We start from the raw sequence: 14,529 nt of genomic DNA, 5'->3' as shown, positions 1-14,529 counted from the left end.
CAAATTTAATTGATGGTATTAGAGCAATCAAAACTTTAGCGACTTGGATAATCCAATCAAATTTGCATTACCTTAAAACCTATATTTAGTAGGTGTTTTTTTTAATATAACTATTAAAGAAGGTTCCACCCCTAATTTTTTTACTAACAAAAATCTACTTGCTATAGCTATGAAGCACATTGCTATAAAATTTGCACTTGCACATCCAATTGGACCTGCCCACGGAATAAGTACTATGTTTAGCAATACCTGTATTAAAAGTGAAGATAATACTATTCGAGAGGCGGTACCTTCATTCTCTGTCATTGCTAACATGGCATTTCCTGGCCCAAAAAGTAATGTAACTAAAACCCCCGCGATATATATACGCATCGCCCAAGCACCTGCAATAAATTCTGACCCAAAAACCATCATTACTTCTTCAGCGAAAATCCAAAAGCCCAGAGTTATAGGGATTCCTGATATGGTAAATAACTTGACCATTATGGTTGCGTGCTGTTGTAGCTTCTTTTTATCAGAATTACCATAAGCTTCGGCAATTTGTGGCCTATATTGTAATAAAATAATTGCGCGAATTAATCCTGCCATTTCTGCTACCCGGGCTGCAATTCGCACTAATGCCACGTTTTCTGGGGTTGACAGCACTCCCATCATCAGTACGTCAATATGTTGGCCTAATACAAAACCAAGTGATACGAGGGAGAAATGTAAGCCACTTTTGAATAAGGCTTTTTCTCCAGGACTTTCTAACAGATCTGCATTTTCGGATCTTTCTTTGTCTATCTTTTGTGTTTTAGATCGTATCTCTTTTAAGGTAGCTGTAATTAATAGAACTGAAGCTATGAGGCTGCCTATTGCAGCAAAAGCATAAGTGAAAGAGACTGAAGTCGCATCAGGTTTTATACCTGCATACCATATATAAAATCCGGCTAGAATCATTAATATAGGATAAATAATCTGGCTGCCAGTAATGGAAAGCACTACTTGTTTAGTGCCTAAACAAATGGATTCAATGTACTTGCGAAAAAGTATAATCGGTAGTAACAAAAAAGTTGCTAACAAAGTTAGTTGGTAAGGTCCTGCAAATGAAGTAGTGGTTACTAAGATAGCCCCAACAATTGTCACTACAAGTGTAATGGGCAGGACTCTTTTGATGATTAATCGCCATAGATCCTGCCAGCGTTGTGAAAATACCACACGAGATTTTCCTATTCGGGCAATTTCACGCATCAATACTTGATCAAGGCCAAAAGATAAAAGTAACACGGCCAATGCAGATATAGATAGGGCAATTGATAGTAAACCGAATACCTCGCTACCAAACACACGGGTCATAACAATTGTTTGAACAAAAGTTAAGCCTATAGCGAGCATACGCATACTCATTAATTTGCCCAGTTTTAGTAAGATAGATTTCATTGTTTTTTAGGTTTTTTCAGCTAAAACGTGTTGGTAAAAGGCTATGGTTTGTTCAGCAATGAGATCCCATTCAAACTTAGATAAATCAGGTGATGCTTTGGATTTTTTAAGTGTTTTTGCGTGTTTAATGGCTAAAGATAGCTGAGGTGCGTCGAGTTCGTTATTAATGAGTTGGACCCACTCGCTGCCTACTTGTTGTTGTAACTCACGAAACAGTGGAGTGTCACTAGCCAAAATAGGTCTACCGACTGACAAAGCAAATATAGCTGCCCCTGAATTTAAAACGTCAGAGTATGGGAATATAATAATTTCACTTTCCTGTATTGATTGAATCAGCTCTTCATCACTTAGAAAGCGATTATCGAAGTTCACTTCAGATTTACGATTACATGGCAATTTTTCCAATTTTTGTAATAGCAGCGTATCTGGACTCATGCTGCTCATTTTTCCCTTTATATTTAATATAGCGTTACCTTCAGGGAGATTTAAAAAAGCGCTTAATAGCTTGTTTGCATTTTTATATTTAGTGATAGAACCAAAAAATAGAAGTTTAGGTTTGTCATCACTATTCGTGTGCGGTTTTAGGTGATGAGTATCTATTATTGGACCATAATGACCGTGTGGAATTATCACGTTGGGAATATCTCGCCAATTTGGGAATAATTCCTCTCCATTGCGTTTAGATGATGCTGTCATATAGATAATTCCGTCTATCCGTTTAGAAAACCAAGGCCAAAAAACGCTATCCAATATATCTGAGTTTCGTTGCCCCGGTCGCTTTAGATTATGTGCAGTCCAAATTATAGGTGTTTTAAGTATTCGGGCTATCCAGAATAACACGCGTAAATAGGCAATTTTGGTCCAAAATTTCCATCCTTTCGCTGTGGCCAAAAATACATCAGGCCAATGAATATGAAGAACTTTTTGTCCTTTAGTAGTGAGAACAATGAAGGGATTAAATTCTTTAACTAGCAACAACTCTCGCTTTTCAATAGCTTCATAGAGTAAATGTTGAAATGGATTGTTTTTCTTATTTTTTTCTTTAGGCCATGCAATAATTGTAAGAGTCAAAAGGAGTTCTCCATTGCAGTATGCCAATCAAAATTTGTAGTCTTTTTTAATAACTCTGATAATTCAGGCCGATTTAATGCTGTTCTTTTTTCAACAATTGGTCGTGAATGTCGAACTTTATCAACGGAATATATTAAATTATCAGTAGAGTGTCGTACTACACCCATAAATTGGTCTATCTTCGAAAGCCCAAGTTCCGATTCCGCGATTAATCTTTCATAACTCATTAATAAAACTTGATTAGGTGTTTGAGCAGCGGTTTTCTGCCAAAAGCTATAATAGGCATCCCACTCTTTTAAGTAGGCAATATGTAGATTTTGAGCAAAAAATTCATCTTCATTTTTAAACCATTTACTTTCAAGTCCCCATCGATATATTGAATTCAACCATTTTTCTGGGGTACGGAATAATACAATATGTTTAAGATCAGGTTTATATCCACATATTTTATTTATGTCCTGTAAAGAATTAACGTATCTATTGTTTTGATAACGCGCATCCATCACGATTGAATGCTTGTTTTTTTGCCAGCGAAAATGTTTATGACTAGGATTACTACGTTTTGGATCTATCTTGTTGATAATCCTATAGTCTGATTGTGTTAGAAGGGTTGTTAGATAATTAGTTCCAGATCTTTGTATCCCTTGAATTACGATTGGATAATGGCCTGTCGGTTTATCGGCATATAGTTCCCAAGTCGACCTAACTTGTTCATAGACTGGACGAAACAAGTTTTTGAGTACCCTATAATTGCTCATGAGAGTCTATCCGTTTTAAATTTTTGAGGCTAACGTAAAGTTGTGTTAAGTGAGATAAAGTAGAGCTGCAAGTGTAAATTTTTCTCTCTTTTTCTCTAAATAATGGTGTATCGGTTTTTCTAGAGATACTCATTTTTAAATTAATCATTTACGTATGCCTGTTACTAAAATATGTCTATGCTTTTTCATAAATTGCATGATAAAAAATGCCAAAAATGCTGTAGCAAATTGGGGGGCTACACCATTCAGTGCGCCTCGTAAAATAATAACGATAAAGCCCATAAATATAGCGTAAATAAAAAATGAAGAGGCTAGAGGAGTGCTATTTTTATAAGGTTTTGCTTGACATTCTATTTTTGAAATATAAAAAGCTAGTAAGTAAAATATAAGAGCGGGCCCAATAATACCAAACCCCATTAACGCTTCTGCTTGTAAAGGGCTGGATACATTTATGTATTGGTAGTCTAAACCTGCAGATACTATTACACCTGTAGGTATAGGTTTTTCGGTCCAAAGGGCACTTGGTATAAAAAAAAGTGCTACGCCAATAAAGTTTTCACCATACCGAAGTGGGCTTGGACTTTGAATATAATACTGGATAGTCGATGCAATCTGCATATACGCATCGAAATCTACTCGCAATAAATATGTGGTAATTGCTGAACTGTCAGCTCGCTGTGAAAAACTAGTTACATCAAACTCACCAGTTCCCAATGATTTGATCGTTGGGAATATAATAAATAAGGCGGCTATTGAAACCATTGCAACTAAGGCCTTGTTTTTAGGGCGAAAATAATTGAAAAAAACAGTACTTAAAGCAAGGAACATTCCAAAAAGTAAAAAGCGAGGTAGTGCGGGTAAGTAATTGATACACAGGAAAGGCACCAAAAATATGAGAGTAGCATAGATGTTTTGACGTCTTAATCCGAAATGGGGTGTATATTTCACTAAAAATAAAAGTATAACCATAGCTAATAAACTAAGTGATCTGCACATGAATAAGAATTGCTGTGTTAAACCGCTAAAGCTGACCTCTCCTCGTTCAAATCTTGCGACAAATAGGTTCGAAGGGCCAGCAGCTAAAGCAAAAATAACAGCAAGTAATGCTAGGCTCCAAGCCCATTTTGAATAGAAAAGGGAGTTTCCAATAGTAAGTTCAAACTTATTAGGCGGGTCAATTCTATTCTGGTTTTTATATTCTTGAAATGCTATTCCCGATTGATAAGCCATTTGTGAAAGAGCTAATATTCCAAACGCCCAGCAAAGGTAAACTGGTTGAAATATTGCAAACCATGGAAATTTGTTTAATGAAATCTGTACGGTTGCAGGCAGTGCAATAAAAAATAACATGAAAAACTCAAACATGTACGAAATACCACCACGGCGGTTGTCGAGGATCATGGCTAAAAATAATAATATAGATGAGAGTAAAAAAGACTGGGCCAGTAGCAGCGCCATTTTCCAAGAATAAGAAAAGGGCGCAATAAAAAAAATCCCAATCAGAATAACGAAAGCAAAACATCTTATTAAAAATGCAAATTTATTCATGATTGCTAAATTACCTTTTGCCACATCGTTTTTAACGTAAACATTGAATATAGGGAAGCAACCCTTTGATGCTCTCTAAGCTCTTGTAGTTGGGTTCTATTATTCTGCATATTTTCTAATGCTGTGTACACGCCAGCAAGATCTGCTTGGTCGTATAAACCAGCATTAATGTGGTTATTAAATATTTCCTTGGGTCCAATATGATCTGAGGCGATCACAGCGCATCCGGCTGCAATTGCTTCAATAATAACAATGCCAAATAGTTCTTCCCATGTAGCTGTTTTTTGCGATAAAAGCATTAACACATCATGTTTGGCCATAATCTTCGCAAGTTTTGCTCTATCGAATATTGGCCCGATATAGGTGACGTTTTCTGGGCCGTTTTCAACCAAACTAACTAGAGAGCCATTACCTACAACCGTTAATGTGACATCATTGTCTTTAAGTTGATTCATTAGGGTAATCAACACCTTAATTCCTTTTTTCTCTGAAATTTCACCTACATAAAGTAGCTTTAACGGGCCATTTTCGCGATGTAAGCGACTTTCGCCTGCTTCAAAAAACACATCAGGCACAGCATGAGGTATCACTGCTGCTGTGATACCGGTTTCTTGTTTTAAGGTTTTGGCAACGAGAGAGGTAACCGCAACCACTTTGACATTAGGATGGTGCACAAATGTTTGCCATTGCTTTTGCATATAGCCTTTGAACCACGGTAATTTAGGTTGACGCGGGGTTTTATCCAAACGCCAATCATGCCAAGAGGTGTGGTATATAATTTGGTTATACTTAGCTAGGCTTCGATAAATCAGTAAGCGCCAATCCCATGGAGCAAAGCCAATAACTATAGTTTCACCTTTTATAAAAGGGATACGCAATCGAAATAGAAAGTCGCTAAATGCATTTCGGTTGCGCTGCATAAATGATGTACGGTCACGTAACCACGCACGTATCCATTCTTTAACCACGCTATAACGATGGGTGCCTACTAACTCAACCTGTGCAGACTGTGCCAGTTCAAACAATACCGGAAAATACTTCTGTGGATTGGTTTCGTGAATGATTCGTAGTTTAGTTTTAGTCATGAAGCAAACTTACTTAGTCTCAGCAAAGTTTCAGTTTGTCTGAGCCAAGAGTATTCAGCTGCTTTTTTACGGCCAGCATCTGCTAATTTTTGCCAGAGTTCATTTGATTCCATTAACGTGTTAACTGCTTTATTAATGCTCGCCATATCATGAGGATCGCAATATAACGCTGCGTCTGTACAACGTTCTGTCAAGCTTGGTATGTTTGATACTATTACTGGGCAACCAAATGTCATGGCTTCTATAGGTGGCAGAGGACTCGCTTCATAAAATGATGGAAATAGTAAAAAGCGTGCATGGGCGAATGCATCATAGATTTTTTGTGGCTCGTTGACTTGGCCACACATTTCTAACCTTGGCTTGATTTTATCTGGAATTTCAATATTAAATGAATCAAACACGCCTGAACTGGCCCCAATAACCACAAAATGCATATCAGGATAAGTTTCTAAAAATTGTATTGCTGCTTTTAATACGCCTTCGGCATTTTTTCGTTTACTTAAAGACCCAACATAAATTCCGTAGTTTCTGTCTGATAATTCGGGTAATGTTTCTTTTTGTGCCTGCTGGGCAGAATCATCAGGAATGCCGCCGTTTTGAGCCATATGAAAACGAGGAGAGTTTGTTAGTTTAGGATAATGTTGTGCCATGGCTCGTTTCTCGGCGTCCGAAACTGTCACTATTGCATTGCTTTTAGATATTTCAATTGGAATAAGGCTTGAGTATACCGCTCTAAACTTCCAACTATATGCTGATGGAAAATATTTGTAAGAAAGGTCGTGGATCATGGTCAGTACCTTGGTATTTGAGAAAAACAAACTCAATACGGGGGAGGTATTCCCAAGACACCATAAGATTTTTGATTTGCAGTATTTAGGCAGCTCTAATTGCTCCCATAGATGACCTGTTAATCGCCCTTTTCGTGTTAATTTAATTACCTGTAGATCAGGCATTGAAATAATGTCGCCTTTTTCTGGAAGTAATACTTCTGGTGCTTTTATTATCCCTTGTAAGGCCAATTTATCAAGCGCAACAAGAATTTCTCGTTCAACTCTCTGCACTCCTGTGATGTTTTGCAAAAGAAAGCGACCATTGAGTACCAAATTAAGACTTCTCACAAACACACTCTCCGATATTCTTTTCTATTCCTTCATGCACAAAATTCGCTCTAAACTTAGAATGACTATGGGAGTTGAAATATGACGGACTACTTGTTCTCAAAAGACTATCCAATATTTATTTTTTAAGTTTATTTAATCAGCTAACAGGTTAGGGTTTTCTGTATCGAAACCATTTGCCATACCGTGTCCAATAAAGTCTGTAATTTCATTACAAAACCTTTGGTTCCCAAAAAACTCTGCATTTTTTCGACATTCTATTTCCGAAAATTGATCTATATTTTTTTCAAATTTATCTACGGCTTCTAAGATATGATCTGCATCTTGTTTGATGAACCATACGCCTGTTGGTTTGTCTACTTGTCCTAGCGGTTTGACTGTTTCTGAGGTGCCACCAAACCCAAAACAAATAACAGGGGTACCGCATGCTTGTGCTTCAACCGGTAAAATCCCAAAGTCTTCAAATGCTGCAAATACAAATGCTTTAGCTAATTGAATGATTTTTATCATGTCGTCTAACTCTTGGTATCCGACAAATTCAATATTTGGTGTCGCGATTCGTTTCAAATTAGCTAACTCTGGTCCGTCACCAATTACTATTAACTTTTGATCTTGTTTTTTTGTAAACGCCTTTACTATTAAGTCTATTTTTTTGTAGGCGACTAGTCTGGAAGCTGTAACGTAGTAGTTTTCTCTGGTAGCCGTACTTAAACTAAATTTGTCGATATTTACAGGAGGGTAAATGACTTTTGATTTACGTTTATATACTTTGTAAATTCGTCTTTGGATAAAGTTAGAATTGGCTAAAATTGTGTCTACGGTATTTATACTGCGGGCATCCCAAGCTCTGAATCTGTATATAAGCTCTTTGGCAATTGCTCTTTTAAAAAAGGTGAACTTTCCTTGAATATCATTTATGTATTCATGGCTGAGATCCCATGCATAACGAGCTGGACTGTGTATATAGGAAATATGTGGTTGATCTACACTCGTTAATACCCCTTTCGCTAAAGCTGCTGAGGAGCTCAAAACAATATCGTGTTTGGAAACGTCAAATTGCTCAATATGCCTTGTGCACATAAGCAACATGTTTCGATAATAATGTTCAACAAATGGGAGTTTATTTAGTTTACTTACGTTAATTTTTTTTGCGTTTAAAAATGCTTCATCTTCGTCATTTAAAAAATTGAATAATGTGTATATCTCACTGTCCGGAAATACATGGACAAATTGACGCACTACTTTTTCAGCACCGCCTAAAAGAGGGAGCCAATCGTGTACAATTCCTACATCAACTCCGCTTACATCGTAACTCATTATTAATTCCAATCATTGTTGTTGTAATTGTTCAAAACGCAAAATATATATAGTTTCAGTGCAAAAGTGTTTTAGTGTAATTATTAAAAAATGATTTACCCTTCAAATTGAATAAGAAAACAAAATGTTCGTGATATAAGTTATTAAACATCGAGGGGACAGAGGCCACAGTGAAGCTATATTTAAAGTTTCGTTGCAGGTTAGAATTTAAGAGAGTAAAGGGGGCAATATCATTGATGTTTTTACCTCGGGTACGGTGTAAATAATGAAACAGTCTCCCATTTATATTTCTTAAAAAAAACTGATTTATCATTATTTTAATCATGCTACATTTACTGCTACTAATAAGGAAACTGTCTACAGCAAAGACTCTACTATTCTTGTCTTCACAAATTTTATTCGACTACATAGATAAAAATTAATAAGCATTCTTGTCATTAAACCCACGAAACATCGTAATCATTACGATCTTAAAATCTAACCACAATGACCAATTTCGAATGTATTCTAAATCGTACTCTACGCGTGTTTTCATTTTGTCGACGGTTTCGGTTTCGCCCCTTGCCCCATTTACTTGAGCCCAGCCGGTTATGCCGGGTTTGACTTTGTGACGTAGCATGTAGAAGTCGACTATTTTTCGGTATTCTTCGTTGTGGGCTATTGCGTGAGGGCGAGGGCCGATTACCGACATGTCGCCTTTTAATACGTTGATAAATTGCGGCAGTTCGTCTAAAGATGTTTTACGTAAAAAAGCGCCTACTTTAGTAATGCGGGAGTCACCTTTTGTTGCTTGAGTGACTACGTCATCATTTTCGGTGACTGTCATTGAGCGAAACTTCCACATTTTTATTCTACGGCCGTTTAGGCCGTATCTGTCTTGTTTAAAGATAATAGGGCCTTTTGAGGTAAATTTGACCGCTAAAGCAATGGCTAACATGGGGAGCGCAATAACAGATAAAATGCAAATTGAGAGGAATAAATCTTCTAAGCGCTTCAACACACCTAAACTGCCTTGCATGGGGTTATCGTAAACGCTGATGGTTTGCACTTCTCCTACATGTGACATTTCTCCGTGCATTAAACAATACATAAACAAGTCGGGTACCACATGTACATTGGCGGTTGAGTCGCCTAAAGCATATAACATTTCTTCAATACGCACTTTGGCTTGAATAGGTAGGGTGATGTAAATAACGTCGTATTTGTTGTTCTTGGCGTTTTTAATGCCTTCAGCAATGCTGCCTCGAAGATAATAGTGATAATCTTCGTCTAAACGGCTTTTGTCTCTATCATCATAAAAAGCAGCCATGCGGTAACCCGTATCAGGGTGGTCCATCACTTCTTTTGCTAAACGAATTCCCTTTTCTGACATACCAAATATAGCGATGCTACGGGTGTTGTAGCCTTTGCGGCGCATGCTCGATAAAAATATTTGAAAACAAAAGCGCCAAGCGATTAAGCTGAAAAGTGTGGAACACATCCACAAACCTAGTGCTACACGGGAAAAGTCTGTGGCAGTTTTTGAGAAAAACAAGTAACCAAACACTACAACTGAGGAGAATGCCCAGCAAGTGAGGGTATAGAAAATGATTTGGGTAAAAAAGCCAGCTCGCCAGGAGCGGTACAGCGCAAAAGATTCAGAAATTAAGGCAAATGCCACCGAGCCAATAAGCGATATTGTGAAGTAATGCTCGTTGTATGCTTGGTTGTAAGACATTACACAGATATACAGGATCACTTGGATCAAAACGATATCAACTAGTCGGTATAAGGCCGCCATTTTATTGGTATTGTTTTTAACCATGCCATGTTGTTGTTTAGTCATCTTATTCCGTTCCCTTGCATTCTATATTTAACGGGTTATCTAGCTAAATCTTCAAGAATGTATTTGCGTACAATATTTAAATTGTGACTTCCATTACAATAAGTGATTTCTTTTACACTTATGTTATCTAGCAACTTACTTAATGTTGCTATTCTGTTTATTTCTATGCCTAACGCCGTGTAGGCGTCGCCTAAAATGCTGTTTTGTAGCAGCAGTATTAATGCTCTACTACCTGTTACCGTTTTAACTTCGCAGCTTGTTTTTGCGTCTGTTACTCGGTTTAGTATGTATATAGTCTTGAGTACTTGGCCGCTATTGCTAGTACTTATTTGACCTTGCAAATTCACAACGCGTTTACTAAATCCGTCGTGCACCTTTTCTAGCGATTCGTGACTAACTTTAAGCTCACTCTCTACCGAGTCAGGCCACATTCTCGCTATTGGCCAACTGGGATAAACCCTAAATTGTTCGCCGTTATTTTCTGGATGTAACGCCATCATGTCGTCTGTCATCCATGAAAATCCACTTTCGCATAATTTTGCGCTAAGCGTGGACTTGCCAGTGCCACTTGGCGCCACCAATCCTATTGTTTGCCCTTTGTATTCAAGTGCATTGCCATGAATACATAACACTTGGTTTAGCTCTAACCAAACGGCTAATCCAACCGTCTGAAAATAATGTGCAGAGCCTGTACCGAGTTTCTGCCAATCTATAGTTAATTGGTTGCCAGTAAATTTAAAAACACCATGGCCTTCGCAATTCACTTGTAAACTACAACTTGTGGCGCTTCTGAACAGGTTGAGTTCGGTGCGGTACCTCTCGCCCTTATCAACCAAAGACCAAATTTTATCGCCTAACGTACCTTCTATTATTGAGTCGAAATTCAAAGACAGATTGTAAGGTAGGCTTTTTTTTGAGCCCAAAGCGCCACATGCTACGCCATGTAAAGGCATAGAATAAAAATCTTTTAACATTAGTTTCTGTCAGAAGTATCAGGCTCAAAAGTTAGTCCTTAGAGCCTGAAAAAACAGTCTATCCCTGGAAAGGGTTGCGCTTAGTATGACCACCGTTTTCGTCTGGAACACTTCCAGAGAAACCTTGAGTCAACTCAGCTAAGCTGCCTACTTTTGTAAGTTCAGGCTTTACGTATTCACGTTTTTCGCTTGAATTAATAGTTGAATCAGTCATGTGAACTCCCCTTAAGCCTGTTTGCGACGTGAACTCATTACTAAACCAAGTAATGAAAGCAATAATATTGAAACTGTTGATGGAGCAGACGCAGAAACGAGATCTGTATCAATTACAAACTGGGTTTCGCCATCTGAGATATTGTCTAGTGTTAAACCTGTATATAACTCATCTTGCACTAAACCACTAAATGCATAGCCAATTGGCGTGGCAGGAACAAATTCACGTCCATTTCCCGAACCATTTGCTGAAGCATCACCGTATGCGGTATCAAATACGAAACTTGCCGGTAATAAATTGATAAACAACGATACCAAGTCCGAATTACCTTTAAAAATTGTCCATGCCCCAACTACGCCCAATGGACCTAACTCACCAAAGGAATCACCTACTTGACTTAGAGACCAATCAGTTCCTGATACACCACCAGAGTCAGCACTTTGTGCTTCCCATACAATAGTTTCAGTAGTTGAATTGCTAAATGTGGCTGTTACTTCTATACCCGCCATATCTGCACCGTTAACAATGCTAATAAACCCAGCGTGCGCTTGAGTACCTACAAACATTGATAGAAAACCCAATAGTAAAAGCTTTTTCATATCCGTCTCCAAAAGTTAGCAATTGTAATCAACTACCCGTTAGTTGATTAAGTTTTTACTTCTATTTTTGCAAAGCAATAATTGAACCATTTATTTTATGTCGTTATAAATCAGTGTTTTATTTATGGTTGCTTTTGTTTTTGTATAATAAAGCAGCTTTGGGGGCTAAATTTATATTAAATATGTAAAAAAGTCTGACACCGCCTAATTTTTGATCCCAAATTGTCTATTATTTGGCTATAAAAATTTAAATTGGTTATAGTTATCTCTTGATATCATTGCGATTGTGTCGATTAAGGTTATAAAAACGTATGTTTGTATGTATTTTCAAAGAAGCTTCACAAAACGTTAACAAAAATGTCATGTTTGATGGTTCTGATAGCTTTCGCAAAAAATTGAGAACACATTATCCGCAGCGCTTTGCTGGCCTCATTTCTATTGAGAAAGAAAATAACCTAATTTTATACTGTGATGATTCTGCAAAGTTCGAACCAATATTTGGTTTTGCTGACTTTAATAGAAAAATTGTTAATAAAAGCATATTGTTAGGCGAATCTGCGGGGGCTAAAATATCTTTCTCATCGTCTCTAAACGGCGATGATTGCACCAGTCTGGATAATTCTGCACATAAATTAAGCAAAATGTTCGCCCAAGATAAAAGTGAAATATTTTCGAAATTGGAAAATAGTTTTTTACTTGTGGCCATAGCAGCTGACCAAAATAGTATCCATATCGCAACAAACCCTCTTAGTTCTCGTTCAATTTATTGGGTAGAGGATACAGATTGCAGAATTGTTTCTACCGATCTGCAATTTATACAAACCATGATGGGTAAAGAATTGACGCTTTCTGAGCGGGGTTTATCGAGTTGGTTGAGTGGTTATCCTAACCCTGCAATATCACTTTTTGAGCAGGTAAATGTGTTGCCCATTGGTTACAGGCTTGAATTGCCGATGGCTAATAAAGCTAAAATCGTCAAATTTTGGGACATTGAACCTGATAACAAACTCATATTAAACAACCAAACCGAATATTCGCAGCGTTTTACGGAGTTGTTAAATAGCAGTGTTGTTTCTGCTTGTGATTCGCAACAGCAAATAGTTGCGTCACAAATGAGTGGCGGTTTAGATTCAACAAGTGTGACAGCTTTGGCTAATGCCCACCTTAAGGCCGTCGGTAAAAAGGTGTTGCCGTTGTCTCATTTGTATACTCAGTCGAAAAAATCCGATGAAAGTCAATTAGTTAAGGATATGTTGAGTTTCCTAGAAATAGACCAAAGTATTCAAATGCCAGTAGACGAAGGCGAAAACCGGGATTTTCTAGCCTTGTATCCATCAGATATTGAAAGCCCAGGAACAGTGCTATCACCGCGATATAAGCAAGAGTTAGCTCTAGTTAAGGCAGCTGGGGCAGACGTGTTACTTACGGGGAACGGCGGTGATGAAATGTGCTGGGGACATAGCGCCGCCTATACACAAAGATTTAAAGACGGTGATTGGGGCGTGGTATCAGAGGTATTAAAAGCGAGTAGTGCAGTAGGTGTGTCGAAACGGCAAGCCCTAAAGAACTTATTTGTGAAACCATTTATCCCAGAATTACTGTTAAAAATCCTGACACTTAATAGTAAAAACAACGATACCGATAGTGTGCCGATATGGTTAACTGCAAAAGCTAAAGCTTTGGCGCTTGAAGAAACTCGAATCAATAATCCATTTGATATAAATAAAGATCCCGTTGGCTATAATAGATACACGAGTTTAAAAACCACCTCTACTTACAATTCAGTTCATTCCTACGGCAAAGTGGCTCAACAGTTTGGAATAGATGTTAGGCATCCATTTTTTGATACTAAACTCGCTGAATTTACTTTCGCTATTCCTGCCAAACAACTTATCCAAGGAGCTTACCCTAAGTGGCTACTACGCCAAAGCATGGACAGTTACCTTCCTAAAAGTGTGTGTTGGAACGTACAAAAAACCGTTTTTGACCAACATTTTGGCAATCTGGTACGTGAAAATGCCCCTGCGCTAAGAGAGATATTGCAAGACACCAGACTGGCCGACATGGGACTGATCAACCAAACCCTACTATTAGCCGAATTCGACCGGATAGTTGGTGATCCAAACATACCGCTACAGGTTGATTTACTCTATGTCATATTGACATTTACATGGTTACAAACCCACTTTCCAGAGTGATGGTAGTGGTTGGTGGGAATCTAGTATCTGTCATTCCTGCATGTTGTTAGCAGGAATCTACTATCTGTCATTCCAGCATGCTGTTAGCAGGAATCTATTATCTGTCATTCCAGCATGCTGTTAGCAGGAATCTACTTTCTGTCATTCCCGCATGTTGTTAGCAGGAATCTACTATCAGTCATTCCTGCATGCTGTTAGCAGGAATCTACTATCTGCCATTCCCGCGTGCTGTTTGCGGGAATCCATTCTTTTGTTTTACCCTTTGAAAAAACTGATTCCGGCTTAAAAGACTGCCGGAATGACAGAGGTGTGGTTGCGGTCGGACCGGAATGACAGAGGTGTGGCTTCGGTTGGACCGGAATTACAGGCTAAGAACTAACTCCCGTCATTCCTGCATGTTGTT

The 14,529-nt window shown here is 38.0% G+C and carries 12 protein-coding genes; 1 reads left to right on the top strand and 11 read right to left on the bottom strand.

Going from position 1 to position 14,529, the window contains the following annotated elements:
- Positions 1-72: 72 nt before the first annotated feature.
- The 11 genes from KO534_RS13365 to KO534_RS13315 all read right to left on the bottom strand — a co-directional run bounded on the left by KO534_RS13365 (position 73) and on the right by KO534_RS13315 (position 11,928).
- Entirely contained in the window at positions 73-1,386 is a 1,314-nt protein-coding gene (locus KO534_RS13365) for an oligosaccharide flippase family protein (protein ID WP_215930172.1), read from the bottom strand.
- Between the two features lie 39 nt (positions 1,387-1,425).
- Positions 1,426-2,490: a hypothetical protein gene (locus tag KO534_RS13360; RefSeq protein WP_215930171.1), complete on the bottom strand. Its 1,065-nt coding sequence runs from the start codon at positions 2,488-2,490 to the stop codon at positions 1,426-1,428.
- Complete coding sequence (locus KO534_RS13355) at positions 2,487-3,248, bottom strand: sulfotransferase domain-containing protein (protein WP_215930170.1); 762 nt, start codon at positions 3,246-3,248, stop codon at positions 2,487-2,489. Before KO534_RS13355 ends, KO534_RS13360 begins: the two co-directional genes overlap by 4 nt.
- Positions 3,249-3,392: 144 nt before the next feature.
- Entirely contained in the window at positions 3,393-4,796 is a 1,404-nt protein-coding gene (locus tag KO534_RS13350) for a hypothetical protein (protein WP_215930169.1), read from the bottom strand.
- 5 nt (positions 4,797-4,801) lie between these two features.
- The gene (locus KO534_RS13345; protein WP_215930168.1) at positions 4,802-5,881 is read right to left on the bottom strand and encodes a glycosyltransferase family 4 protein; all 1,080 of its coding nucleotides are present in this window, start codon (positions 5,879-5,881) and stop codon (positions 4,802-4,804) included.
- The gene (locus KO534_RS23750) at positions 5,878-6,999 is read right to left on the bottom strand and encodes a glycosyltransferase family 4 protein (protein WP_215930167.1); all 1,122 of its coding nucleotides are present in this window, start codon (positions 6,997-6,999) and stop codon (positions 5,878-5,880) included. The genes KO534_RS13345 and KO534_RS23750 overlap by 4 nt, the downstream gene beginning before the upstream one ends.
- 135 nt (positions 7,000-7,134) lie before the next feature.
- The gene (locus tag KO534_RS13335; protein WP_215930166.1) at positions 7,135-8,316 is read right to left on the bottom strand and encodes a glycosyltransferase; all 1,182 of its coding nucleotides are present in this window, start codon (positions 8,314-8,316) and stop codon (positions 7,135-7,137) included.
- A gap of 418 nt (positions 8,317-8,734) precedes the next feature.
- Positions 8,735-10,141: an undecaprenyl-phosphate glucose phosphotransferase gene (locus KO534_RS13330; protein ID WP_215930165.1), complete on the bottom strand. Its 1,407-nt coding sequence runs from the start codon at positions 10,139-10,141 to the stop codon at positions 8,735-8,737.
- 35 nt (positions 10,142-10,176) lie between these two features.
- Positions 10,177-11,115 carry a hypothetical protein gene (locus KO534_RS13325; protein ID WP_215930164.1) on the bottom strand — a complete coding sequence of 313 codons (939 nt, stop codon included), beginning with the start codon at positions 11,113-11,115 and terminating at the stop codon, positions 10,177-10,179.
- Positions 11,116-11,173: 58 nt separating this feature from the next.
- Positions 11,174-11,329, bottom strand: a complete 156-nt coding sequence (locus KO534_RS13320; protein WP_215930163.1) for a lasso RiPP family leader peptide-containing protein — start codon at positions 11,327-11,329, stop codon at positions 11,174-11,176.
- Between the two features lie 11 nt (positions 11,330-11,340).
- Positions 11,341-11,928, bottom strand: a complete 588-nt coding sequence (locus KO534_RS13315; RefSeq protein ID WP_215930162.1) for a hypothetical protein — start codon at positions 11,926-11,928, stop codon at positions 11,341-11,343.
- A gap of 311 nt (positions 11,929-12,239) precedes the next feature.
- Between KO534_RS13315 and KO534_RS13310 the strand changes: the two genes are divergently transcribed.
- Positions 12,240-14,126 (top strand): asparagine synthase-related protein, encoded by a 1,887-nt coding sequence (locus KO534_RS13310; RefSeq protein WP_215930161.1) that lies wholly within the window; start codon positions 12,240-12,242, stop codon positions 14,124-14,126.
- Positions 14,127-14,529 lie beyond the last annotated feature (403 nt).

It is taken from the genome of Paraglaciecola arctica, assembly GCF_018861065.1.
GTDB classification, from domain to species: Bacteria; Pseudomonadota; Gammaproteobacteria; order Enterobacterales; family Alteromonadaceae; genus Paraglaciecola; species Paraglaciecola arctica_B.
The sequence above is the reverse complement of the archived record's forward strand: the minus strand, read 5'-3'. Positions and strand labels throughout refer to the sequence as shown.

Excerpts from the sequence above, each read along its gene's own strand:
- KO534_RS13365 (WP_215930172.1), bottom strand. The coding sequence starts at position 1,386 with ATGAGTATGCGTATGCTCGCTATAGGCTTAACTTTTGTTCAAACAATT.
- KO534_RS13355 (WP_215930170.1), bottom strand. The coding sequence starts at position 3,248 with ATGAGCAATTATAGGGTACTCAAAAACTTGTTTCGTCCAGTCTATGAA.
- KO534_RS13350 (WP_215930169.1), bottom strand. The coding sequence starts at position 4,796 with ATGAATAAATTTGCATTTTTAATAAGATGTTTTGCTTTCGTTATTCTG.
- KO534_RS13345 (WP_215930168.1), bottom strand. The coding sequence starts at position 5,881 with ATGACTAAAACTAAACTACGAATCATTCACGAAACCAATCCACAGAAG.
- KO534_RS13335 (WP_215930166.1), bottom strand. The coding sequence starts at position 8,316 with ATGAGTTACGATGTAAGCGGAGTTGATGTAGGAATTGTACACGATTGG.
- KO534_RS13330 (WP_215930165.1), bottom strand. The coding sequence starts at position 10,141 with ATGACTAAACAACAACATGGCATGGTTAAAAACAATACCAATAAAATG.
- KO534_RS13325 (WP_215930164.1), bottom strand. The coding sequence starts at position 11,115 with ATGTTAAAAGATTTTTATTCTATGCCTTTACATGGCGTAGCATGTGGC.
- KO534_RS13320 (WP_215930163.1), bottom strand. The coding sequence starts at position 11,329 with ATGACTGATTCAACTATTAATTCAAGCGAAAAACGTGAATACGTAAAG.
- KO534_RS13315 (WP_215930162.1), bottom strand. The coding sequence starts at position 11,928 with ATGAAAAAGCTTTTACTATTGGGTTTTCTATCAATGTTTGTAGGTACT.
- KO534_RS13310 (WP_215930161.1), top strand. The coding sequence starts at position 12,240 with ATGTTTGTATGTATTTTCAAAGAAGCTTCACAAAACGTTAACAAAAAT.